Raw genomic sequence first — 24821 nt, forward strand, 5'->3', positions numbered from 1 at the left:
CAGGAGTGGGCTTGTACCACTCCTGATACAAGCAAGTCCCCACCCACTGCTTATTGCTTTTCGCAATGGAAGCAGGGGACTTACTTGATTCGGTTAAAGTCTTCTTGTTTCTCCTTTTTTACAGCACAAGCTCCTTATATTTCCGAATTTCTTCCAAATACTGCTGTCCCAGTGCGCTGATCGACATACCCTTCCTGGAAATATAACCGATCATCATGTTTTCCTCCGCGTGAAGCGGCACAGCGCGGTAGTCACTGCCGTTTAATTCCTCACAGATAATGCCGGAGCAAAGCGTATAACCATTCAGTCCGACCATCAGATTCAGCATGGTCGCACGGTCATTTGCCTTAATGATTCTCTTATATTCATACGTCGAAAGCACTTCCTCTGCCAGGAAGAACGAATTATTGCTTCCCTGATCAAATGACAGGCACGGATATTCCTTCAGCTCCTCCATGGTGATCTCCGCCTGATCTGCAAGCGGATGATCTTTCCATAGATAGACGTATGTTCCACAGGAAAACAGGTCGTGAAACTCGAGGTTATTATCCTTCAGCAGCTTGTTCAGCACCTTCGCATTAAAGTCATTCCGATACAAAATCCCAAGCTCACTCTTGAAGTTTTTTACATCCATCAGCACATCGTACGTTCTCGTCTCATAAACCGCAAACTCGTACTCATCCATACCAAACTGCTTCACTAGCTCCACAAACGCCTTTACGGCAAAACTGTAATGCTGCATCGACACGCTGAATTTTTTCTTTCCCTTGGTGCGATAAATATAGCGATTTTCGAGAAGCTGATACTGGTCTGTGACCTGACGTGCGTAACCCAGAAACTCCTCTCCCTCCGGGGTCAGTACTGTTCCGTGGCTGCTGCGCTTGAACAGCTCAATTCCGATCTCTTTTTCCAGCTCCTTGATTGCTTCAGAGAGACTCGGCTGTGAAATATAGAGTGCCTTTGCCGCCTCATTCATGGATCTGGAGTCTGCGGCCTGAATTACGTAGCGAAGCTGTTGTAGTGTCATAAGTAAAGTTCCCTTTCTGGTATAAATTAATATGCGAAACTGCCATTCGCGGTGGAGAGAAAATGCCGCGGATGGCAGTGTTCGCTGATATCTATTATTTTAAAATCTGAAGCTGTTCCCTTTTATTTGGCAAACAGGGCTGTGGAATAGTATCTGTCTCCGTTATCCGGCAGGAGCACAACGATGGTTTTGCCTTTATTTTCCTCTCGTTTTGCAAGCTGGATTGCTGCATACAGAGCTGCTCCGGAGGAAATTCCTGTGAGAATCGCTTCCTCGGCTGCCAGATATTTTCCGGTCTCGAAAGCATCCTCATTTTCTACCTTGATGATTTCATCGTAAATGCTGGTATTCAGAGTCTCCGGCACGAAACCTGCGCCGATTCCCTGGATTTTATGCGGTCCGGAAACACCCTCAGACAGTACCGGTGAGGATGCCGGCTCTACTGCTACAATTTTTACTTCCGGTTTTTTCTCTTTTAAATACTCACCCGTTCCGGTGATCGTTCCGCCAGTGCCGACACCAGCAACGAAGATGTCAACCTCTCCATCGGTATCTTCCCAGATCTCCGGACCTGTTGTCTTTTTGTGGGTTGCCGGGTTTGCCGGGTTCACGAACTGGCCTGCGATGAAGCTGTTCGGAATCTCTTTTGCAAGCTCATCGGCTTTCTCGATCGCACCCTTCATACCCTTTGTTCCGTCCGTCAGAACAACCTCTGCGCCGTATGCCTTTACAATGTTGCGGCGCTCTACGCTCATGGTTTCCGGCATCGTAAGGATCATACGATACCCTTTTACGGTAGCTGCCGCTGCCAGTCCGATTCCGGTGTTTCCGGAAGTCGGCTCGATGATAACGGAACCTTCTTTTAAGAGACCTTTTGCTTCAGCATCCTCAATCATCGCTTTTGCAATACGGTCTTTGACGCTTCCTGCCGGATTGAAGGATTCTACTTTTGCGATCAGTTTCGCCTGCAGTCCTTCTTTTTCTTCAATTCGTTTCAGTTCTACCAGCGGAGTTTTTCCTACAAGATCCAGAATGCTGTCATATACCTTTGCCATCGTTGATTTCCTCCTTACTTTTGCTCGCTTTTTCTCTATTTCCCTATTTCCTATTGAGTTTGTATGTTTTAAGTTGTTTCCATCTTATTCCAATCGTTTTAAAATGTCAACACATTTCACTGATATGATCAGAAAAGATGGTTAGAGCAGACCTGCAAGCGCAATACTGACCGCCATTCCGACCAGGGAAGAGAACAATGCACCCGCCAGTGTGTACCGCGTTTTTTTGATGTGGACCGCTCCGAAATAGACCGCCATCGTATAAAAAACCGTCTCCGTGCACGACATCATAATCGAAGCCGCCCGTCCGGCGAAGGAATCACACCCCGCCTCTTTGTAGAGATCCAGCAGCAAACTCACCGCCGCACTGTTGGAAAAGAGACGCACAATGCCAAGCGGCACCAGGCAGATGGAATCCCCGCCGGTTCCAGCACCGTTCCGAGCAGTTTTCCAAATTCCTCCAGAAATCCCGATGACCGCAGCACGCCGACCGCCGCCATCAGCCCGATTAAGGTCGGCACAATTCCGATCACCGTCCGCATGCCGTCCTTCGCCCCGTTCAGAAAATCGCCGAACACATCCTGTTTCATCAAAAGCCCCAGTCCGACCACATAAAAAATCAGCACGGGAACCATCAGATCTGAAAGCGCCGAAAGAAAACGCAAAAAATCCCCTCCCCAGAAAAATCCTATCAGATACACTCCGATACAATTTATTCCGCGGGCGGGGATTTATGTAACTTTATTTCACTTTAATCTGAAACAGACGCGCCATATACGTCTCCGGGAAGTGAATCTGCAGCGTCTTGCTGTAGTCATCGTAATGGAACACATCGCCGCAGGCTTCGGGTAAATGCAGCTTACTTCCAGCTCTTTTCCCGGGAATGCACGGTCAAGCGGAACCTCAAAACCGGCCTCTCCGCCGCGTCTCCACACACCAAGATAAATTACATCTCCCGGCACACGGATTCCGGCTGCGAGGTGTTTTTCTTCATTGTCTGCCCATCCCATCGGCCAGAACGGAACGCCGTCCTTGATGCCGCTGCGGATCTCTTTGTAGCAGTCAATTCCCTCTTTTACAAGTTCAAACCGCTCCGGCGAAATTTCTGCGAGATGACCGCTTTGGTGAATACGAAGCAGCAGCGCATTGACCATATTGAAAATAACTTCCTCTTTTGTGCCGTCCCGCAGCGGATATGACCAGATCGCCGCCTGCTCCGGCGTCACGCCGATGGCTGCATTCGCCGAAATCGTCGCATAATTGCGGTAATCCTCCTGATCGCTCGTCGACTGAATGCTGTTTCGCGCCAGCATCGCATAGTCCATCCGAAGACCGCCGCTCGAGCAGTTCTCAATGACAAGATCCGGATACTTTTTGTAGATGCCATCCAGCCATGCCAGATACGCTCTCTCATGCTCCAGAAGACCGTCTCCAAAACTGTCTGCATCCACTTCCGTACCAATACCAGGCTCAATATTGTAGTCCATCTTGATATAGCCGACACCGTAGTCCCGTACCACACGGTCGATGACTTCGGTCACATGCTCAATCACAAGCGGATGACGGAAATCCAGCTGATAACGGCTTCTGTCATACACACGCTTGCCGTGGCGCAGGAAGAAGCACTCATCCGGCAGAATGGAAGCCTTCTTACAGTTGATACCCATAACCTCCAGCTCCAGCCAGACACCAGGAATCATGCCCTTCGAACGAATATAATCCGTCACCTCACGCACTCCATTCGGAAAGCGCTTTTTACTCTCCTGCCACTCACCGACACTGTCCCACCAGTTGCCGTCCGCATACCAGCCGGCATCAATGACAAAATACTCACATCCGGCCTTCTCTGCCGCATCCACCAGCGGGAACTCTTTTTCTGTGGTCGGATCTCCAAACAGACAATTCATATAATCATTGAAAATAACCGGCAGATTTTCATTATCTTTGTTCGGACGGCGGATCTTTCTGCGGTACTTCGTCAAAGTACCAATCGCTTCCTCGAAATCATCATGACCTACGCCGACAGCCACCGGAACCGTTGTAAAGGAATCTCCCGGCTTCAGGTTCTTCGACCAGTGTGACTGAATCTCTGTCGGACCGCTCACCGCCAGATAAAAATGGCAGTTCTGATCTCCGATCTCATAATGCCAGGAACCACTGTGTCAATCTCAAAAAACAGACTCGAATCTGCCGCACTGTTTCCAATATATCCCATCGGCACATATTCCTTCGCCGACCAGTTGCCCGTATTCGTAATCTCAATCGTCTTCGAAGTTCTCTGATAATTATGCGGCTGCGTCTGCGCCATGCCAAGATCTGCAAACCGGTACTTCTTCACCGTCAGCTCCTTCTGCCATCCATTGTGAACCACAACCATCGACATCTTGTCATCCGAGCTGACAAGCTCTGGAATTCCCTCTTTCTGTTCCTTCTCAATACCCCAGTAACTAAAACTCGAAATGTACTCCAGTGTCTGGTCTTCCTTTCCTTCGTTCGTCACTGTATTGTACATTCTCGCAACCGGAATCCCATCAAAAAACTGCATCACAGACTCCACCTTCGCGCCCGTCACATCATCCGACTGCACAATCCGAAGCACATCACCCTTCCCATTTCTCTCCTCGGAAATGGAATCAAACTTCAACATAAATCCCGGAGCCGTCACAATATACTTATTTCCATGCTTCTCATACGGCCGGTTATACCCCGAAAAATTCACCTGCACCAGCTGGAAGCTCTCCTTAATCTGAGCTTCCCGCATTCCTTCCATCATCCACACTCCATCCGGCTTCCGGCAAAGATTCTCCGCGTCAAACGGTGCATGTGAAAAATGAAACAGCTTCAGCTGATTCTCTTCCGTCACCCCAAACACAATATGAATTCCATTCACATCATAACAAATCAGCTCCGCCTTGATCGGGGTCTCAATCCTGCTCGTCCATTTCTGCATCTTAAAAACCCTCCTTTGGAAATTTTTCTCATATTTCCAGCATATAACTTGTCCCCTCTAAAGTCCAGCACATTCTTGCTTTTTCCATCCTATTCTTTTCAACCATCTTGCGCCGATCCGCCCTTCAGGCGGATCCAGACTTTCCTCCCGTTCTCACTCCTATCTCACGCGCCAGCCGTTATTTCACAACCCCAAACGTCGCAATCTCAAACTCCCGGAGTGTCACATGATACACCCCGTTCTCATCCGGGCAAAGTACCTCACCCTTCTCTTCCACTACATTACTGCGGTAAACCTCTTTCATCCAGCTCTCCTTTCGGAAGGAAAGCACCTCATCCTGCGGCATATTGTTCACAAACCGCACAAACAGATCGTCCTTTGCAAGTCCCTTCTTAAACGCCGTCAGATGAATTCCTTCCCCTTCAAAGCGGAGGAAGCTCATTTCCAGCGGCATCTCGCCCGATACGAGTTCCGGTTTTACCTGACCCGGCTTTCTGAGCCATGCTTTCGAAAGACCGGCCTGTGCTGCTGTCAGATCCTGCTGGAATGCGTAACCCTCGGTAAATGCCTCGCCCGTCTTACCGGCTGCATACGGCACAACTTCAAACTCCAGGGTAAACGTTCCGATCTGCTGCGCCTTTGGCGTCGGGAAATAACCCCAGTCACCCATCTCCGCAACGGAGCGAAGCAGCGTTACCGCAATCGCATTCTCCTCATCCGCCAGAACCTCATATTCATACAATCCGCGGTTTGCCACAAGAAGACCATTTGTCTCATCTTCCATTGCAGCAAAACACTGCTGTCTTTCACATCCGCAGGGATTCGTCCAGGTATCATTATGACGGTTATTTCTCTTTACAACCTCAAAGGCAGAATCTGCCAGATGCGTAGACGTATTCAGACCCGTCGGCATTACAACGCGGACTCTGTGATCCTTTGCCTGATTGCAGATTGTCGTTGCAACGTGCAGGCCTTTTCCCGATTTTTCCAGTGTCAGAACCGTCTTTACTTCCATCGGAACCAGTTCCTTCGAACGGTTTGCCACACGCGTATATGGGTCAATACACATCTCACGCTGTCTCTGCAGTTCCTCTCCCATACCGGACGGAATCATCATTTCGTGACAGATCTCAACTACCGTGCGGAATGCATTTTTCTCCACACAGCGAATCTCAGCTTCATGCCTTTCGTTGTGACTGTCTGTTTTCCAGAGTCCTGAATATAAATATATTCATTTCCCATATCTCCGGTATCTTCATAGAATCCCAGATTTTCATACGTTCTTCCGGTTTCCTTATTCAAAATCTGGTAGGAACCGTCCTCATTGACCGTAACTTTCAGGTTTTCATTTTCCAGAACGCGCTCATTCGAAAAATCTGCAGAGGTTTCCTGGTTCTGATCCGGCTCTGCCTGCTCCAGATAATATGTTGCATATCCCATCGCCGGAACTTCTGCCTCAAACGTTACCAGCACCTTCTTTGCCATATATGGCTGACGGAACCGGTCATCCGGCAGATCATATCCGAAGGAAATTCCTGCATTTTCGATTTTTGCCGGAACTGCATTTCCGTTTGCATCGCGAAGCACCAGATTTGGCATTTCTACCGCCTCCGCCGCCTCATAACCATCCCATACAAACAGATTGTAATCGCGGAACAGGTGCAGTTCTTTTGCAATGACCTGTTTTTTCGCGGTACCAGAAGTATTCCATACAACGAACGGAATCTTTTCGCTGTTTCCAGGAAGTGCCGCGGTATTCACCTGATCGGTCAGATATTCTACACTCTCATCGTAAATCGCATCCGCACCTGTCTGCTCTTCGCAAAGCGGGTTTTCATTTCTTCATTTACTTCATCGACGCTGCAGCCGCAGATGCTGTCATGCGGATGATTCTGCATCAGCTTTTTCCAGCTGTAAATCATCTGGTCTTCCGGGTATGCTTTGCCAAGCACCTCTGCCATGGCTGCCGCCGGTTCTGCTTTCCGCTCCAGCGCTGTTTCGCCTGCACGGTTGTCCACTTTCAGTCCCATCCAGGAAGAAGCGGTGTTTGCCAGGGTCCATCTTCCGTCTGTTTCCTGGCTTGTCAGCTCGCCCTTTACCGTAGAGAAATTCTCGGAAATTTCTTTTTCCATTGCCTTTACATAGGTTTTGAAATCCGAATGAATAAATTCAATGTCCGGGTACAGTTTCCGTGCGACACGGATTGCCTCGGTAATGTCCTTCTGCAATGCTGATGGTCGCATCCGTTCATCATCAGAAGCTGATGTGTTGCCGCAAATCTTCTCGCATCGGCCAGTTTTTTGTCCCAGTAAACTTTTGCTTCTGCCTCATCCACCGGAACCTCCACTCCGTTGTTATACCAGTTTGCAAACAGAATACCCGGCAGTTTCGTTCCGTCCGGGGATGCCCACATCATTTCGGAATACGTGGACTCATACTGTCCTCCGGTTACCTCATTATTCGGTCCGATCGGTTTTACGCCGCGTCCGAACACAACCGCATCCATGCCCGCCTGCTTCAGCACCTGCGGCATCTGTCCCGCATTTCCGAATGCATCCGGGAAATAACCGACATTTCCGATCGCTCCGTAACGCGCTGCTTCCTGCATGCCGACCTGAAGATTGCGGACACATGCCTCACCGCTGGTCAGAAACTCATCCTGCAGAATGTACCACGGGCCAGTCTGGATTTTTCCTTCACGGACGCATTTTTCCACCTGCTCGCGTTTTTCCGGGCGCACTTCCAGGTAATCGTCCAGGGCAATCGTCTGTCCATCCAGGAAAAATCCGCCAAATTCCGGATCGTTCTCTGCTTTTTCCAAAATATTGTCTACCAGCTCAATCAGTTTCATTCTGTGTTTTTCAAAAGACTGATACCACTCTCTGTCCCAGTGGGAATGGGAAATAATATGAACAGTTGTTTTCATGATGTGTTTCCTCCTGTTATAAAAATGATTTTCAAACTTAAAACTCTTTCTATTTAAGTCTTGTTCCTGTATTGCCGTGTTGATTTGATATATCATATCATAAAAAACGCAATGCTTCTGTCAAGTATTTCTACGTTTTTCCATGATTTTATATCATTTTCTTTTTATTTGATATATCATTTTTAGTTTGACTTATCTTTTTCCCGAGATTATAATACAAAGCAAGTCGATATCACACTTTTACAAATACAGTTGTCACCAATCATACTATTTGAGGAATTTTACAGACATGGATAGAAATAAAAGAATAACGAAACCCAAATATGAAATCATCAAAGAAGCTCTTTTAGAGCGCATCCGCACCGGACAGTTTTCTTCCGATGCCGTGTTCTGCACGGAAAAAATGCTCTCGGAGCAATATGAGGTAAGCCGCATCACAGCAAAGCGGGCGATTGAAGATCTGGAACAGCAGGGAATTCTGTATCGAAAACGCGGCGTTGGAAGCTTTGTCTCGCAGAAAATCCCACCGGTTTCCTCCTCCGCATCAGAAACCGACAGCAAATCAAAAATGGTTTCCCTGCTGCTTCCCTTTGCCACAACACAGGGAAACATTTCGGAAACGATTGGTTCCTTAAGTGCCGCGCTGGCGGAAAAAGGATACTTTTTAAGCATTCATATCACCGGCTCTTCCTCTCCGAAGGAACGTGCCACACTGGAACTGCTCCGTTCTCAGAATATCGCCGGACTTGTCTACTATCCCAAGCGTGACAATATCCACCTGGAACAGTTAAACGATTTCCTGTTTGCAAACCGCCCGGTTGTCATCATCGACAAGCAGACCGACTGTCCGTATTTAAACGATGTTGTCTGCGACAATTACGATGGCGGACGGCAGCTCACCCGTCACCTCCTGGAACAGGGGCATCGCAACATCGCCTTTTTCACAACAGCTCCCCTTTCCGAAACCTCGTCGGTCCGTGATCGTTTCGGCGGATTTTTGCACGAAATAAAAGCCGCCGGAATCATGCCCGATTCCCGGCAGCTTATCACCTGGCCACATGCACTTTCTACAGAAGATGCCCTTTCAACAGAAATCACACCTTTTCAACAGCAGCTCCTTACCCTGCGGCAAAATGGAATTACTGCACTTCTCGCAGAAAATGATCAGGTTGCCGAACTCATCTTTCTCGCCTGCCGTACCATTGGCCTTAGGACTCCGGAAGATCTCTGCCTCTGTGGTTTTGATGACACGAGTCTCAGCCGGAGTCTTGAAATTACCTCTATTCATCAGGACTTTGAAAGCATCGGACGGGAAGCCAGCCGGATTCTCCTTTCCGCACTGGAAAACCCTGCGGCGGAACCGGAAAAAATTGTGCTGCCGGTGACACTTGTTCCCCGGGCATCCTCGCTTCGAATGATAAAAACAGAATCCTAAAACCAGATCATTTTTCATCTGAATTTTCTTCCAGAAATTTTCGGATCTTCTCTGGCGGCAGCAATGCATAAATACTTTTATGGAATGTTGCCGCCACTTCCAGTTCTCCGTAATATCCTGTACGCACATCACAATTTCCCTGGAATGCCTCCCGCAGTGTCGCATTCAGCGCTGCTCCCTCATCACTGTCCATAAAATCTTTCAGCATCCGGCAGCAGGTGTGCGTGTTTTCATAATAGCGGCGGTATGCCGGATGAAATTCCCGCATCCATCCGCTCACGGATACACAGAACAACGCCGTCGGATGGATCACCGGCTGATAAAAAAGACGCCATTTTTCCTGCTGTACTGGATCTACCGCAAACGCAAGCAAAGAAACTTTCAGCTCTTCCATAAAACCCGGATAATCTTCCTCCGTCAGAGAGATAATTTTCTGATTGCGCAGATACTGGTTGATATTCGTCGCATCAATCTGCTCCGGAGAAATGTACTGTAAATAACGGGACATCATTTTCAAATCCGTACCTGCGTGCTCAATCGTATGCTGTGTGATTTTCTGCCACAAAAACTGCTGATATTCCGTAACCGGCGTATCCAGATATGCCATCCACAAATACTGTGCCAGCAGCCGGGCATCCCGGGATTCCATCTGATTCCGGGTAGGATCCTCCGGGCAAAAATCGGTATCTGCAAGCATCCCCGCAAGCTGTTCAAGCGACTGGCACACAGGAGCTGTCCGCTCAGACGATCCATTTCGCTGATCGTCTGCTGAATGGTAAGCATCTGCGACTGGAGTGCATTCAGCTGTTTATGCAGATAAAATGGTGTTGTGCGCGGCTTGTGAAGAATCGCGCGGATATCCGCCAGTGAAAGTCCTGCCTCGCGCAGCTTGCGGATGATAAAAAGTTTTTGAATATCTGCTTCTGAAAAATCATGGTAACCGTTATGTTCATCAACAACAGGCGAGATCATCTTCTGATCGATATAATAATAAACCGTCCTCCTAGACAATCCTGTTTTTTTGATTACTTCCTGAATTCTCATTGTTGCACCCCGTTTTTCCTTTTGTCCAGTCATTCCCCCGCATTCTGACTGTTTCTCTTTTTTTTCACTCTTTTTCTTTCTGTTTTTCCGCTTTTTTCGTTTTGATTTTATAAAAGCATACACCTGGTGTATACTTTTGTTTCCTATTATATCCTGTTTTCCCTCAAAAAGCCACGTAACAATTCTCTTTTTCCATAGAAATCTTCTGCTTTTGAGAAAAGAATGCTGTTTATTTCTGAAAAAATTTGCATTGACTGTCCACCAACGATATCCCGTATAATAAAGGAAAAGATTTGCAACAAAATTTAAGAGAAAGGAAATATCCCGTTTTTTGTATTCTCCAAAACGAATCGTCATTCAGAGTCAAATGATTTTTCATGCAAAATTCATTTTTCTCCGAATCGTTAAAAAAATAAAAACTACAGCCTGCATAATCAGTTTTCATTGATACGAAAAAACGGGATCGGGTGAATGGTATGATGTTAAAAGATAAAGTTGCAATTGTTACCGGCGGAACCAGAGGAATCGGCTATGCCATTGTGCACAAATTTCTGCAGAACGGCGCGAAAGTCGTCCTGTTCGGATCCCGGGAAGAGACCGTTGCAAAAGCGGTTGCATCTTTAAAAGAAGAAAACCCGGACTGGGAAGTTTCCGGTGCATGGCCAAAGCTGACCGATGCAGCTGCATGGTAGATGAGATCAACAAAGTCAAAGAAAAATACGGCAAAATCGATATTCTTGTGAACAACGCCGGTGTCTCAGACAGTACGCCAATTGACAAGTATACCGCAGAGCGCTTTGCCAGTGTCATGGATCTAAATGTCAACGCCATGATGAACGGCATCCTTCCAACCGTTGCTATTATGAAAGAACAGGGCGGCGGCTGTATTTTAAATACCAGCTCAATGGTCAGCATCTGCGGCCAGCCGGGCGGCGTTGCCTATCCATCCAGTAAATATGCGGTCAACGGTCTGACCTGGTCCCTCGCACGGGAACTTGGTCCTTTCCATATCCGTGTAAACGCGGTTGCACCTGGCATCACCCGTACCGATATGGTTGCCGCACTTCCAAAAGAAATGATTGATCCACTCATCAACCGCATTCCTCTTCGAAGAATTGGTGAGGCAGACGACATTGCAAACGCATTCCTCTTCCTGGCAAGCGATATGGCTTCGTATGTAACCGGAGAAATTCTTTCCGTGGATGGTGCGATGAGATCCTGATTTATTTTTCATCCAGTTGTACACCATTTTCTGATTTTGAGGTTATCTGCGTAAAATCTATAGTTTTATGATAGAAAAAATCCTGCAAGACGTTAAACTATCTCTCAATCTTCCGCTTTCCATTTTGAAGATTGGGAGGCAGTTCATGTCCCACAGGATTTTTTCCTATATAGCAGCAGATATTCTCAATCCGATTCGCTGCTTATTGTTTTTCACCATGGAAGCAAGGGACTTCCTTGATTTGGTTAAATCATATTTGAAAACTTCTAAAGTGTCAGTCGACGTAGTTAGAAAAACAGCATCACCACTCCCAGCGCACAGAGCAAAATTCCCGTCATGCGGTTCAGCATTTTCACATTTGCCCCGTTGGCCCATTTCGCTCCAATCTGTGCAAAGACCAGGGTACTGATGACACAGGCAATCAGAATTGGAATGTCCGGCGCGCGCCGATATAAAAATGAGAGATTGCACCGGTCAGAGCTGTAAAGGTCATAATAAAGACGCTCGTTCCAACTGCTGTTTTCAGTTCATATCCGAGCACGCTTGTCAGCACCAGAAGCAGCATCATGCCACCGCCTGCTCCGACAAATCCACAGATAAATCCAATCACAACACCGCAGAGAATCGACTGCTGGATTTTCTGTTTTTCTGATTTGTTTGCCTGTACTTCTTTCGTCGTCATGATCGGACGGATGATAAATTTCAGTCCGACAAACAGTGTCATCACTTTCGAAAATCCGCCCATGGTTCCATTTGGCACAAGCGAAGATACGAAGCTGCCGACCAGTGTAAAAATCAGAACAGATATCAGCATAATCACACCGTGGCGGATATCAATGTTTTTATTCTTTTTATAAGTCCAGGCACTTACTCCTGATGCCAGCACATCCGATGCCAGCGCAATGCCAATCGCCTGATAAGCCGGCATGTGTAAAAAGGTAATCAGCATCGGTGAAACAACGGCCGCTGCGGAGAGTCCCGCAAGTCCCGTGCCAAGGCCGGCGCCAAGACCAGCCACAATACATACGATAAGTTGTGTTATTGTCATAGTTTTTCTGTCATCCGCTTAGATCCGTTGCACTTTTCCTGTACTTTGCCATTTAGGGGCAGATGACTGTTTTCCTCCTCTTTCTGTTTTTGTTTTGTCTTATTTTTCTATTATGTTCTTCTCTCTGGCTTTCAGCGTTTTTATTTTTCCGTCACGTTCCTCCGAATCAGCTCGCATAATCTGAGAAATTCTTCCCTGTCTTCTCTGGAAATTCCGGAAAACAACGATTCTCCAAACGCTCTCTGGCAATCCTGTCCAAAGCGGATAATTTCTGATGCACTTTCTTCTAGCTTCAAATGCACTTTCTTGCGATCCGCCGCATCTGTTTCTTTTTGAATGTATCCTTTTTCACACAGCTTGTTCACTGCCAGTGAAACATGCGATTTCTGCATTTTCCGCACACGCACAATATCCACTGCAAGATCAAACTGGCTGTTATTCGCAAGAAACAGCAGAACATCCACTTCCGCAGCTGACAGATCATAACGCACCATGACCTTTTTTCGGTACTGGTTGTATTTTTGTTCTACCTCCACTGCAAATTGCCATTGTTCATCAAACATACTTTTTCACCTTCTTTTTTAACTTGATATTCTTATTTGTTCTATTTTGAACTTTTTTGTATAATAGTTCTTTTTTGAACATTTGTCAAGGAGTGCACACGGAAAACGTTCGAACTTATAAATCTAAAGTATTTTTATAAAGTGCAGAAAATTATATTCTTGACTCTATAATTATTGTAGGGTTTACTATAATCGTAACATTCTACAACAGGAGGTTTCCCTATCATGGAACGAAACTTAACAACCGGCAGTATCTGGAAAAATATTTTCTATTTTTCGCTGCCTTATCTCTTATCGTATTTTCTGCAGACGCTCTACGGCATGGCAGATCTTTTCATCATCGGTCAGTTTGACGGTGCGGCCGGTACAACAGCCGTTTCCATCGGCAGTCAGGTTATGCATATGATTACCGTTATCATCGTGGGACTTGCCATGGGAACGACTGTCAGCATCGCGCAGGCCGTCGGCGCAAAAGATAAAAAGCAGGCATCACGCTGCACAGGAAATACCATCACTTTATTTCTCGGTGTTTCCGTCGTGCTGATGGTAATCCTGCTTCTTCTGGTAAAGCCGATCGTACTTGTGATGTCCACACCATCCGAAGCCGTTTCCGGCACCGTCGCTTATCTGACGATCTGTTTCATTGGTATTCCATTCATCACCGCGTATAATATCATCAGTTCCATCTTCCGTGGACTTGGTGATTCGAAAAGCCCGATGTACTTCATCGCAGTCGCATGTGCGGCCAATATCGCACTCGACTATCTCTTTATGGGCGCCCTGCATCTTGGTCCATCCGGTGCCGCGCTTGGAACCACGCTTTCCCAGACACTCAGCGTCATTCTGGCACTGATTGCGATCCGCAAACGTGATACCGGCATCCGTCTTACCCGGTCGGATCTCTCCCCTCAGACAGCTGTGATGGGACAGATTCTTAAAATCGGTGTTCCGATCGCCCTGCAGGATGGTTTTATTCAGATCGCCTTTATCATCATTACCATCATCGCTAACCGGCGCGGTCTGGAAGCAGCGGCTGCAGTCGGTATTGTAGAGAAAATCATCAGCTTCCTGTTCCTGATTCCATCTTCCATGCTTTCCACTGTTTCGGCGCTCGGCGCGCAGAACATCGGTGCTGGAAAGCAGAAGCGTGCCGAACAGACCATGTGGTGTGCTGCACTGATTGCTGTCGTTTTCGGACTGATCGTCGCTATTACGATTCAGTTTATTTCCGTTCCTGTGGTCGGTCTTTTCACAACAGATGCGGAGGTTGCACGCCTCGGCGGTCAGTATATCCGCGGTTATATCTGGGACTGCATTTTTGCTGGAGTCCACTTCACCTTCAGCGGCTATTTCTGTGCCTGCGGACGGTCGGAATTTTCCTTCCTGCACAATATCATTGCCATTCTGCTTGTTAGAATCCCCGGTGTGTATCTGACTTCCATCTGGTTCCCGGACACGCTGTTCCCGATGGGCATTACAACGGCATGTGGATCTCTGACCTCTATTATCCTCTGCCTGCTGGTGTTCCGGTACTTAAAGAAGAAACCGATTCGTACTGCTGTATAAATTTTCTTTGGAGATATCTTTATGACAGACGATCGCAGGAAATCACCTTAATTGACAACGGAATGACAAGCGATCCAGAAAAATTTGTAACAGAAATCCGAATCCCGATTCGACCTTCGGATTCTTTTTAAAAACAACAACCGGGAATATCTGATTTTTTGATTTCAGATATCCCCGGGTGTTGTTTTCTTTTGTTTTTTTCGGCCTTTTCTACCACACCGGCTTCTGCAGGCAGAACGGCAGTTCCAGTCCATTTTCCTCGAGAAGTTCCTGGTTCGTCAAAATTTCTTTTGCATCTCCATCGCAGACAATGCACCCGCCGGACATCAGAATCACGCGACTGCACGTTTCCAGAATCATGTCGAGATCGTGCGATGCGATGATTTTCAGATGTTCAAAATCGTTCAGAATGTGGATCAGTGATCTGCGGTTTCTGGGATCGAGTGCAATCGATGGCTCGTCCATCAGGATAATATCCGGTGTCATAGCGAGAATCGTCGCGATCGATACCATCTTTTTTTCTCCGCCCGACATTTTGTAAATTTGTTTGTCCCGCAGATGCTCGATGTGAATCTGTTTCAGTGCATGGTTTACACGTTTTTCCACCTCTTCCTCCGGCAGCCCGTAATTTCGCGGAGCAAATGCAACATCCTCAAATACCGTCGACATGAAAAGCTGGCTGTCGGAATCCTGGAAGACATAGCCGATTTTTTCGCGCACTTTGGGAAGCATCTCTTTTACAACCGGCATTTCCTCCACACGGATGCTGCCTTCGTAGTCCAGATTCAGTCCCACCAGAAGTTTCAGCAGCGTCGATTTTCCAACACCGTTCGCGCCGATCAGTCCGATGCTGTCATTTTCGTGTGCAGTAAACGTGATGTCCTGCAGAATCGGGACTGATTTTTCGTAAGAATAATTAACATGTTCAAAATTGATGTGAATATGGCTCATTTTTGATATCTCCCGACAATTCTTTTCTCTTCCCGCGTGCAGGCAACTGCACCAGGTTGCTTTTCTACTTCTTCCGACTTGTTGCAAATAGATGTCTTCCCACGCAGCGCTTCATCCCGTTACTTTCAGTACGGCAAAAAGTACAAGCCACACACCCATATACAGCCAGTCCTTCGCTTTGCACGGCTCCTTCGCTGTATAGTAAAATTCTCCCTGATAGCCACGCAAAGTCATGCTTTCATACACCTCATTTGCGCGGTCCATGCTGCGCAGAAGCAGCTGCCGGCCAGTGTTCCCCATACCTTGAAATGAACACCCTTCTGATTCGGCGCGCGCAGACTATACGCCTGGGTCATACGGTTTGCCTCTTCAAGAAGCACCGTGACATAGCGGTACGTCAGCAGCACCTGTGTCACCAGAATGGCAGGGATATGAACCAGACGCAGTGCATAACAGATTTTCTCGATGGATGTTGTCGCAATCAGAAGATACGCCGCCAGTACGCTGTAAATGCCTTTAATCATCAGCGTCACCATGGAAAGCATCCCTGCTGTCAGCGGAACGGTACCAATATACCCGATTACCTGACGGTCAAAAATCGGATTAAACAGCCCCACAAAGCAGACAAGTGGCAGGACAATCCGAAGCCGCCGGATACTGTCGCGGAATGAAATTTCGCCGACGATAAAGAGTACAATCGGATAAATTCCCATGCGCAGCAGGCCGGTCAGATCGTATTTTTGAAAGGACATGGTTACGGTCAGAAAAACAATCGTTAAAACAAGTTTAACCAGTGGATGAAGCCTGTTCACCCACTGGTCCTTCGCCGCAAGCATATCCATATGATGGATTTCATATAGTGCATTGCCAAGTTTATTCATTTCTTTCTCCTGTTCCGTGCAGCTTATGACTTTTTCTTTTTAAAGAAACGGAATGCATAGCATGCACCGACACAGACAATAAGAACGACTGCGGATCCCGCAATTCCGGAAAAGCTGGTTCCAAACGTGGAATCCGAATTTTTAAATCCATAGTCCGGCAGAAGTGCCGTTTTTTCCTGAATTTCTTCCGCCGCTGCATGTGCGCCGGTTCCGTCGTTTTCCAGTTCCGTCGAGCCAGTCAGACGCTCCATGGACCACTCAAGTCCATCCGGATTGGAGGATGCCGCAAGAGAAACAGCTCCGCCGATCACCAGTGCTGCGATGCCTAAAATCGCAATTGTCTTCTTGAAAGAAAAGCGGCTCTTTGCCCTTTCTTCGCTGCACGAAAGCATCTCCGGACGCGCTTCATAGACGAACAGCAGAACGGCCGCTGTAATCAGGCCTTCTACAAGACCAATCGCGAGATGAATCGGCTGCATTGTTGCCACAAATACAGAAAACGGCAGATCCGTAATACCGGATGCAAGTGTTTCCAGCGCCACACTGAAAGCACCAAGCTGCAGCGTCACCACGCACCCAAGGATGGAAGCACCTACAATCTTTCCGCGCGACATTCCCTTTTTCATCATCGGACACCAGAACAGGAAATAGCCGAGAAAGCACCCATAAAACGCCATATTCCAGATGTTGCACCCAAGCGCCAGAAGACCGCCGTCCGCAAACAGCAGACACTGGATCAGCAGCACACCGATCATTGTTAAAAATGCGGCGTACGGTCCGAGTAATGCAGTCAGCATCATCCCTCCGCAGAGATGACCACTCGATCCTGTGCCCGGAATTGTAAAGTTAATCATCTGCGCCGCAAAGACAAACGCACCCATCACTCCCATCACTGGGATCTTTTTCGGGTCGCTCTCCAGGCGTACTTTTTTTACAGAAAAACCAGCTGCTCCGCCGGAACAGACATACATTGTTGCAGCCACTGCAGGCGCAACCAGCGCATCAGCCATATGCATAATGTTCTCCTCCTTTTCGTTTTCTGTTTTTTTCTTTTTTTACTTTACTACGCTAAAATTCGTCCTGCAAGCCCCCGTGGGGGTTATTTTTTCAGATTTTTCCGCGATCCTTTTTGTTCACTTTTACCGATTTTTTATGAACATTTTGTTTAAAATTAAAGGGTGACTTTTTAACATTTATATGGTATTCTATAGACAACACAGACGGATACCCCGGTGTCGGGAGTCCGTACACACACTATCTCGAGGACAGGATTCCTGTCCGATCCGCGGCCGCCTGCACGTCATCGGGTCGCCGCGGTTTTTTCTATAGAAAAAGCCCTCCGGGCAGGATCGCACTGCGGAAGCGAGGAATTATGTCGCTTTTTCAACCCGCTGCAGCCAAAGAATCCCATAAAGCAGGATTCTTTCTTAATTGTAGTGCCAAAACCGGTTCTTTACGGGTTCTGGCTGTATTTTCGAGTATTGGTGTGAATTTTATCTTGATGAGAAGGAGACTCTCTTATGAGCACAGAGAACTTAGAACACGAAGATCAAAACAGAACACCGGAACCGACCATTGATATCCGGAGCAATGAAGCACCCGCTGATCCAGAACAGGAAATTGTTTCCCAGGGTGTCCACAACTACAGCGCCGCTGAAACATATGTGTGCCCGACCGATCCGGCTGTTCTGCAGCAGCTCGAATGGTTCCGGGATCAGAAGCTTGCGCTGATGATGCATTTTGGATTGTACTGCCAGCCCGGCATGGTTGCTTCCTGGGCATTAAGTGACAAGGATTCCGACTGGTCCCGCCACCAGGTAAACTGGACGGACGGCGAAACCTTTAAAAAACAGTATTTCGGCCTGAATCGTTCGTTTAATCCGGTCCGCTTTCAGCCGGAGGAATGGGCGCAGATGGCAGAGGACTGCGGATTCCGTTATCTTCTTCTGACCACAAAGCATCACGACGGATTCTGCCTCTGGGACACCAAATATACAGATTATAAAACAACTGCAGAGGACTGCCCGTTCCATGAACATAAAAATGCGGATATTGTAAAATCCATGTTTGATGCATTCCGTGCAAAAGGCATCGGCATCGGTGCTTATTTTTCCAAAGCCGACTGGCACTGCCCGGACTACTGGAAAGAAGATCTGAGAAAAGATGGTCTGACATCCCGCGGACCTTCCTACGATCCAAAGGAATATCCGGAAGTGTGGAACCGTTTTAAAGAATATACGAAAAATCAGGTTCTGGAGCTCTGTGAAAATTACGGTAAACTGGATATTCTCTGGTTCGACGCGGGCTGGGTCTCTGAGAGCAACGGCCAGGATATTGAGCTTGGAAAGATCGTTGAGGAAGCACGTAAGATTCAGCCGTGGATTCTCTCCGTTGACCGTACAATCGGCGGTGCTTACGAAAACTACGTGACACCGGAGCTCTGCATTCCGGAAGAACCGCTGAACGTTCCGTGGGAAAGCTGCCTTACCCTCGGCGTTGACTTTACATACGAATACGGCGACCATTATAAATCTCCACGTGAGCTTGTCGGCATGCTTGTCAACATCGTTGCCAAAGGCGGCAACATGGCGCTGAACGTCAGCCCACAGCCGGACGGCCGCATCCCGGTCGATGCCTGGGACAGCCTGAACGGTTTTGGCCAGTGGATGAAAACCTTCGGCGATGCCATCTACGGAACCCGCGTCTGCGCGCCGTACCAGAGCGGAACCCTTTCGTTCACACAGAAAGGAGATTCCGTCTATGTGTTCCGACTGTATCCGACGGTACAGGAATCGGTAGAGGCGGAAATTTTCGTACCGTATACCGAGGCGAAAATTTCAGAGATCTGTATGGTGGAAAATGGTGAAACTGTTGCGTTTAAAGAAGTTGAAGGCGGCCTTTGCATAACTGTCCCGGCAGGATACAGACGTGGCTCCGCACCGATTGCGTTGGTGTTTGAGATGAAGAAAGAGCGGTAAATTTTTTACAATCGAAAAGGGCTGTACAGTATGACTGTTCAGCCCTTTTCATAATTATTAAGATACCTTGGAAAAACCTGTTACTTTTTACAGTCAAACGATGACAACGCACATTTTTTTACGCCAAGATCGATGTATCCCAAACAAAAGGGGGGCGATTTCAAATCGCGACTTATATGTTCTGTTCTCATTCTACTGTTTATCAGATTTTCCTTAATGTTTATCTTATTTTTTTTGTATTTTTATCACAGATTCGGCAGATGGATTAATCTTCACCAAGATACCCTCTTCCAACTCCAGATAACCTTCCGTGAAATACAGACCTTCTCTCGCAGTCACTTTTGTTAATGTTCTTCCGTTTACGATAGCTTCTGTATTTTTCCAATGAATTCCCGCCAGCATTACATAAAGCTCTGCTGTTCTTCCTGAAATTTGGAGCTGTATAGTTTCGCCATTTTTTTCCATGCCACAACATGTTTTGGCACCGGATCTCTCATACAATGTTTCTTTTACGATACTGTCATTCTGCGGCACCACAGCCAAAATCATTTCGGTTTCCGATTCGCTCATACTTTCTCCAAGTTTCAGACTTTCATTCAGTCGAAGTGGAAGAAAACTTCCTTCTCGAATGTACACCGGTATTTTATCAATTGGCACCTCAACGCTCCTCTGCACCGGACCGGAAATTTCATCATTTAAATTCCACAGACTAATCCACCGTCCCTCAGGAAAATAGATTTCCCGCTCTTCTGTTTCATCAGAAACCGGCGCAACCAGAAGATCTTCTCCGAAAAGATATTCGTCCCATACCTTTGTTGCTTCCTGATCTTCTGGATACATCATCGCAAGCGGACGCATCATCGGTATTCCCAGTTTGTGAGCTTCTGCTGCTACACTTACAATATATGGACGAAGATTTTCCCGCAGCCACGTATAATAACGATAAACTTTCACTGTAAAAGCATCGTATTCCCACGGCTCTCTCGGCTCCGTTCCATGGAAACGCATCAATGGACAAAATGCAGCATACTCTGTCCACCGGAGATATGTTTCCTGATCTGGGAATCCATCATAACCTCCCGCATCAACACCCCAGAATGGAAGTCCAGAAGCAGCTGCAGAAAGGCCTCCTGCAATCGCATATTTCAGTCCCTGGAAACTGGTCAGCTGATCCCCGCCGAACTGACACGCAAAGTGTTGAGATCCGGGTGCAGCGCCTCTTGTATAAAGAACATGGTCATCTCCATATTTTTGTTCAAATAACTCTCTATAATTTTTCGCATACTGATAGGCATACGCGTTATGCATCTCATCGCCGCGTCTTCCATCATAAAAAACTGCCTCGTCCGGTACAACATCTCCAAAGTCAACCATACTTCCACGAATACCTGCATCCATACGATCCTTCCACTGTGCTGCCAGAAGCTCTTTCGCACGCGGATGGGAGAAATCGATATACACCGGAAGTTTTTCTTCCTCATCATTTTTATTTCTCGTAATCGGAAGCTCCTCCTTCGGGCATTCCGGCAACAATTCCTGCGCCAATTCCTGCGTCATATTAGGGAACTGCCAGGAAAACACCTTGAATCCATGACGTTCTCCAAACGATACAACTTTGTATAATTCCTCTTTTTTATATTCTCCAAAAAAGGTAGCTCCTGCTCCTTCTGCATAAAAGCCGGAATGCGGAATATCGAGTTCATGGAACTTTTTCATTGCCGCCATCTGCTCCAGCGCAATATCCTGTAACGGACCGTTTCTCCATCTTCCGCCGCCACCGCCAGCCCATGGTTCAAATACCCATTCCGGTGGGAAAATCGGAAGCCCTGTGAGCGTTCCGTAAGCAGTCAGCGCCTCACGCGGTGTTCCGCTCCAAATATAAAAATCAAAAACATCTCCAAGTGCTTCCACCGAAAGATAGTCTTGCACAGCATCTCCCACATCCATCCGCATCCGATATGAAGTATTTGCAAAAAAGCTGAAACCATCACTTGTGTGTACCAATGGAATGTTTTTATACGCCTGGTTTCCAATGGATGCAAGACATCCCTCACAAGCATCTCTCTGCCACAGTGCAACGGTTTTTCCATACTGGTTCACGCTGTCAAAACGTTCTCCAAATCCATAAATGGCACTGTTTTCCCGAATTGAAAATCGAATTCGCGAAGCCGAAACACTTTCCTTTTCAAATATAAACGAAATATTTTTCAGATTTGTGATTGCTTTTCTATCAATAGAAATTTCCAGTGTTTCTTTCTGGAGTATCATCTCATGCTCTTTGCTTCTGATTATATATGCATGCTCTGATTCTTCCACAGAAAATGCTTCCGGCTGTCCATCAAAGAAGCCTTTCTTTCCAGAGACCATTCGGAAACCACCGACCACAGGATAAATCATGAGCTCCCATGTTCTCTCTTTTGATTCAACACAAATCGTTACATGATCTTTTGTTTCCAGAACATGTCCAATTTCACTACATGATGTCCATTTTTCCAGATCCTGGTTTCCAAAGCTGTGATCCGCATACCACCATGCACTGCAAGTTCTTAAAAACGTAAGATAACGATCCAGCTCAGCAGCTGCTTCCTCCCATCGGTTTTCTCTTAACCGCTCATTCACTAAACGCTTTTCTACCCATGGATCCATCGGCTTCCATGGATTTGCAACTTCCTGGTTAAAGAAAAAGTCAAAACCTTCCAATGTCAGACTGTCCTGCCAGCGCTGTGCAATTCGGATTCTATCTATCAGATTTTCTCTCGTCGTTGGTTCTGCACTCTTTTGTAGCTGATAAATTTCCTTTCGTTCTTCCGTACTAGTTTTTTCCAACACTCCTGGTCTCTGCCAGTGGCAAATTCCGGACGGCATGACAAATACAATGCCGTTCTCCGTTTTTGTTTCCCCCTTTTCTCCAAAAGATACCTCAAGAAAAGTCTCTGGATCATATTCAAATCGATCCGAATAATTCACATTCAGATCTAATGGTGTTGGGCAGAGAATTTCACTTGACTGATGTTTTTTTCGATAGACTTGAAGATCAAAAGCCTCCTCTTTCTCCGGCTTTCCACCAAAAAGCATCCACGGTATTGCAAATAAAGCGTACCATCTGTCCTGCAGAATATCTACTGTTACAGAATACTGCTCTTTCGAAATTGCCGTTTTTTCTCCCTGGTCTTTTCCCTCTCCCAGATATGCCTGATCTCCGCTAAGATATGTCATTCCTTTTTCTACAAAAGCACTGCTACTGCCATCCCGTTTTGCTGTGAAAACTGCAAAATCCCTTCTTGAAAACTCTCCTCCTGAAAGTGCAACTTCTACTTGATCTTTTCGTTTTACTGTTAGCTCTGTAACGGTATTTTCTTCTTTCAAGATATGATGATTTTTTTCTTCCATGTTTTCAAACAAAACAAACAGCTTTTCTGCTGTATACAGAAGTTTACATCTTGTTGGTGTAACTGGAGACGGATTTCCTCCCGCACGGAAAAAATCCCGTATCGTAGTCGCTTCTCCCCACTCCGCAGAATCATATTTCAGATTCTCCGTTTTCTGTTCTTTTCCCAGAATAATTGATGAAACCCCAAATTTCAGTTTTCCCATAAAGAACTCCTTTCCCGCAGTTTTTTCAACTGCAGATTTCTTCTATTATTTCTCCATTTTTTCTGCACACAATGTAAAAATTTCCCTTTGAAATCAAAATTGATCTAGCGTTTTCGACTGTAATCTCTACTGTGTCATCACTGTCATTTACAAAAATTTCTATTATCTCCGTTTCATTTTCACGCGCAAAACCATATACGCGTCCATCTGCCAAAACTGTTGTAAACGAACCGTTTCGTATGGCAGAATGTTTTTTTCGAAACTGAATCAGTCTCTGATAAAAACGGAAACTCTCTTTTTCTCCCGGATTTTCTTGCCACGTCATACACTTTCGACAGTCCGGATCATTTTCTCCGTCAATTCCTGCTTCGTCCCCATAATAAATGGACGGCGAACCCGGAAACATCATCTGCACAACAACACCAAGTTTAAAGGAATCTAACCGATGACTACAACTGTTGATAAAACGCTTGGTATCATGTGTGTCCAATGCATTAAACATAGCCATATTCGTTTCATCAGGATGTCGTGACAATGCAGTTTCCAACCGATGGCCAAATGTTTCGGCGTTAATACTCCGTTCTGCAAAAAAGTCCAGCATTGCCTGGCGGAAAGAATAATTCATAATACTGTCCATTTCACAGCCATTCAGCAGTCGTTTTCCCTCTGCCCATGTCTCACCAATCAGAACAAGTTCCGGGTTCAAGCGTTTGAGTCGATCTCTGATTTTGAGAACAAAATTCTCATCAATTTCATCAATCACATCAAAGCGATATCCATCTACCTGTACTTCCCGTACCCAGTATTCCAGTACATTCAAAAGATACTCCTGTACCTTCTCGTTTCCTGTATTCAGTTTTGGCATGCCAGCAAATCCAAAAAAACATTCATAACAGTCTGCCTCTTCCCTTACCGGAAAACGAGTAATATGATACCAGCTCTGATATTCTGATTTTTCTTGCTTTTTTAAAAGATCCGCAAATGCAAAAAAATCTGTTCCAGTATGATTAAACACAGCATCTAAAATAACCCTTATGTTTTTTTCATGTGCTTCTTTGACCAGAACTCGCAAATCTTCATTGATTCCAAAATGAGGATCTACTTTATAGTAATCTGTCGTATCGTATTTATGATTTGAAGGAGATGTAAACACCGGGTTCAAGTAAATACATTCTATGCCAAGCTCTACCAGATAGCTAAGCGATTTTCGGATTCCGTCCAGATTTCCGCCCATAAAGTTGGAAGCCGTCGGTTTACTTCCCCACGCCACACAATTCTCCGGTGCATAAGACGGATTTCCTTTGCGGAAGCGCTCTGGAAATATCTGGTAGTAAATCGTTCCCTGACTCCATTTGGGTGGCATATACTCTACAATACACTTATTGGCATATGCATATTCGAAAAAGCCGGAATCCGGACATTTTTCAACTGTTCCCCACGCATTATACCAACACGTATCCCCGTTTTTTCCCGTCACTCGAAAATAATATTGAAGATATCTCGCCGGCTTTTGAAAAGAAATCACTGCCGTATAGACAACCGATGTTCCTAAGTGGTACTGCTCTGACATCCTTTCTTCTT

19 protein-coding genes and 4 pseudogenes are annotated in these 24821 nt (G+C 46.4%); 4 read left to right on the top strand and 19 right to left on the bottom strand.

Annotated elements, in window-relative coordinates; all coding sequences use genetic code 11:
- Positions 1 to 118: 118 nt before the first annotated feature.
- From DWZ60_RS08355 to DWZ60_RS18100, 9 genes and pseudogenes are all read right to left on the bottom strand, one after another.
- Complete coding sequence (locus DWZ60_RS08355) at positions 119 to 1027, bottom strand: LysR family transcriptional regulator (protein WP_118699705.1); 909 nt, start codon at positions 1025 to 1027, stop codon at positions 119 to 121.
- A 122-nt stretch (positions 1028 to 1149) separates the two neighbouring features.
- Positions 1150 to 2082 carry a cysteine synthase A gene (gene cysK, locus DWZ60_RS08360; protein WP_119221501.1) on the bottom strand — a complete coding sequence of 311 codons (933 nt, stop codon included), beginning with the start codon at positions 2080 to 2082 and terminating at the stop codon, positions 1150 to 1152.
- 141 nt (positions 2083 to 2223) lie between these two features.
- A pseudogene (locus tag DWZ60_RS20745) lies at positions 2224 to 2747 on the bottom strand (spore maturation protein).
- Between the two features lie 81 nt (positions 2748 to 2828).
- On the bottom strand, positions 2829 to 4187 hold the full coding sequence (locus DWZ60_RS19685) for a glycoside hydrolase family 36 protein (RefSeq protein WP_330422198.1): 1359 nt from the start codon (positions 4185 to 4187) through the stop codon (positions 2829 to 2831).
- Positions 4184 to 5032 carry a hypothetical protein gene (locus tag DWZ60_RS19690; protein WP_330422199.1) on the bottom strand — a complete coding sequence of 283 codons (849 nt, stop codon included), beginning with the start codon at positions 5030 to 5032 and terminating at the stop codon, positions 4184 to 4186. Before DWZ60_RS19690 ends, DWZ60_RS19685 begins: the two co-directional genes overlap by 4 nt.
- A 178-nt stretch (positions 5033 to 5210) precedes the next feature.
- On the bottom strand, positions 5211 to 6194 hold the full coding sequence (locus DWZ60_RS18085; protein WP_243038257.1) for a glycoside hydrolase family 38 C-terminal domain-containing protein: 984 nt from the start codon (positions 6192 to 6194) through the stop codon (positions 5211 to 5213).
- Positions 6167 to 6793, bottom strand: a complete 627-nt coding sequence (locus DWZ60_RS18090) for a glycoside hydrolase family 38 C-terminal domain-containing protein (RefSeq protein WP_243038258.1) — start codon at positions 6791 to 6793, stop codon at positions 6167 to 6169. Before DWZ60_RS18090 ends, DWZ60_RS18085 begins: the two co-directional genes overlap by 28 nt.
- Before the next feature lie 17 nt (positions 6794 to 6810).
- Positions 6811 to 7260: a hypothetical protein gene (locus DWZ60_RS18095; RefSeq protein ID WP_243038259.1), complete on the bottom strand. Its 450-nt coding sequence runs from the start codon at positions 7258 to 7260 to the stop codon at positions 6811 to 6813.
- Positions 7170 to 7958, bottom strand: a complete 789-nt coding sequence (locus DWZ60_RS18100; protein WP_243038260.1) for a hypothetical protein — start codon at positions 7956 to 7958, stop codon at positions 7170 to 7172. The genes DWZ60_RS18095 and DWZ60_RS18100 overlap by 91 nt, the downstream gene beginning before the upstream one ends.
- Positions 7959 to 8247: 289 nt before the next feature.
- Between DWZ60_RS18100 and DWZ60_RS08380 the strand changes: the two genes are divergently transcribed.
- The gene (locus DWZ60_RS08380) at positions 8248 to 9393 is read left to right on the top strand and encodes a substrate-binding domain-containing protein (protein ID WP_119221502.1); all 1146 of its coding nucleotides are present in this window, start codon (positions 8248 to 8250) and stop codon (positions 9391 to 9393) included.
- 7 nt (positions 9394 to 9400) lie between these two features.
- On the opposite strand, the gene DWZ60_RS08385 is transcribed toward DWZ60_RS08380, so the two are convergent.
- Positions 9401 to 10120 carry a hypothetical protein gene (locus DWZ60_RS08385; RefSeq protein ID WP_243038261.1) on the bottom strand — a complete coding sequence of 240 codons (720 nt, stop codon included), beginning with the start codon at positions 10118 to 10120 and terminating at the stop codon, positions 9401 to 9403.
- A gap of 125 nt (positions 10121 to 10245) precedes the next feature.
- A pseudogene (locus tag DWZ60_RS21185) lies at positions 10246 to 10794 on the bottom strand (MerR family transcriptional regulator); the annotation flags it as partial.
- A gap of 119 nt (positions 10795 to 10913) precedes the next feature.
- Between DWZ60_RS21185 and DWZ60_RS08395 the strand changes: the two are divergent.
- Positions 10914 to 11659 (top strand): annotated as a pseudogene (locus DWZ60_RS08395) (SDR family NAD(P)-dependent oxidoreductase).
- A gap of 287 nt (positions 11660 to 11946) precedes the next feature.
- Here the strand turns inward: DWZ60_RS08395 and DWZ60_RS08400 are convergent.
- Positions 11947 to 12707, bottom strand: a pseudogene (locus DWZ60_RS08400) (sulfite exporter TauE/SafE family protein).
- 140 nt (positions 12708 to 12847) lie between these two features.
- Positions 12848 to 13270 carry a MarR family winged helix-turn-helix transcriptional regulator gene (locus DWZ60_RS08405; RefSeq protein WP_119221505.1) on the bottom strand — a complete coding sequence of 141 codons (423 nt, stop codon included), beginning with the start codon at positions 13268 to 13270 and terminating at the stop codon, positions 12848 to 12850.
- A gap of 225 nt (positions 13271 to 13495) precedes the next feature.
- Here DWZ60_RS08405 and DWZ60_RS08410 point away from each other — a divergent pair, with 225 nt between their 5' ends.
- A complete protein-coding gene (locus tag DWZ60_RS08410) occupies positions 13496 to 14836 on the top strand; it encodes an MATE family efflux transporter (protein ID WP_117804471.1) in 1341 nt (446 codons plus the stop codon).
- 210 nt (positions 14837 to 15046) lie between these two features.
- Here the strand turns inward: DWZ60_RS08410 and DWZ60_RS08415 are convergent, their stop codons facing one another.
- From DWZ60_RS08415 to DWZ60_RS08425, 4 genes are all read right to left on the bottom strand, one after another.
- Positions 15047 to 15787, bottom strand: a complete 741-nt coding sequence (locus tag DWZ60_RS08415) for an energy-coupling factor ABC transporter ATP-binding protein (protein WP_118750194.1) — start codon at positions 15785 to 15787, stop codon at positions 15047 to 15049.
- Positions 15788 to 15898: 111 nt separating this feature from the next.
- The gene (locus DWZ60_RS18105) at positions 15899 to 16021 is read right to left on the bottom strand and encodes an energy-coupling factor transporter transmembrane protein EcfT (RefSeq protein WP_243036315.1); all 123 of its coding nucleotides are present in this window, start codon (positions 16019 to 16021) and stop codon (positions 15899 to 15901) included.
- The gene (locus DWZ60_RS08420) at positions 16018 to 16668 is read right to left on the bottom strand and encodes an energy-coupling factor transporter transmembrane component T family protein (protein ID WP_243038262.1); all 651 of its coding nucleotides are present in this window, start codon (positions 16666 to 16668) and stop codon (positions 16018 to 16020) included. Before DWZ60_RS08420 ends, DWZ60_RS18105 begins: the two co-directional genes overlap by 4 nt.
- A 23-nt stretch (positions 16669 to 16691) precedes the next feature.
- Entirely contained in the window at positions 16692 to 17684 is a 993-nt protein-coding gene (locus tag DWZ60_RS08425) for an energy-coupling factor ABC transporter permease (protein WP_118666630.1), read from the bottom strand.
- A gap of 504 nt (positions 17685 to 18188) precedes the next feature.
- On the opposite strand from DWZ60_RS08425, the gene DWZ60_RS08435 reads away from it, so the two are divergent.
- Positions 18189 to 19646: an alpha-L-fucosidase gene (locus tag DWZ60_RS08435; protein ID WP_119221506.1), complete on the top strand. Its 1458-nt coding sequence runs from the start codon at positions 18189 to 18191 to the stop codon at positions 19644 to 19646.
- 225 nt (positions 19647 to 19871) lie between these two features.
- Here the strand turns inward: DWZ60_RS08435 and DWZ60_RS08440 are convergent, their stop codons facing one another.
- Positions 19872 to 23240 carry a TIM-barrel domain-containing protein gene (locus DWZ60_RS08440; RefSeq protein ID WP_119221507.1) on the bottom strand — a complete coding sequence of 1123 codons (3369 nt, stop codon included), beginning with the start codon at positions 23238 to 23240 and terminating at the stop codon, positions 19872 to 19874.
- A 25-nt stretch (positions 23241 to 23265) separates the two neighbouring features.
- Positions 23266 to 24810, bottom strand: coding sequence for a glycoside hydrolase family 13 protein (locus tag DWZ60_RS08445; protein ID WP_147397734.1), 1545 nt, complete (start codon positions 24808 to 24810; stop codon positions 23266 to 23268).
- Between the last annotated feature and the right edge of the window lie 11 nt (positions 24811 to 24821).

Source organism: Blautia sp. AF34-10 (assembly GCF_003477865.1).
Taxonomy (GTDB): Bacteria; Bacillota; Clostridia; order Lachnospirales; family Lachnospiraceae; genus Fusicatenibacter; species Fusicatenibacter saccharivorans.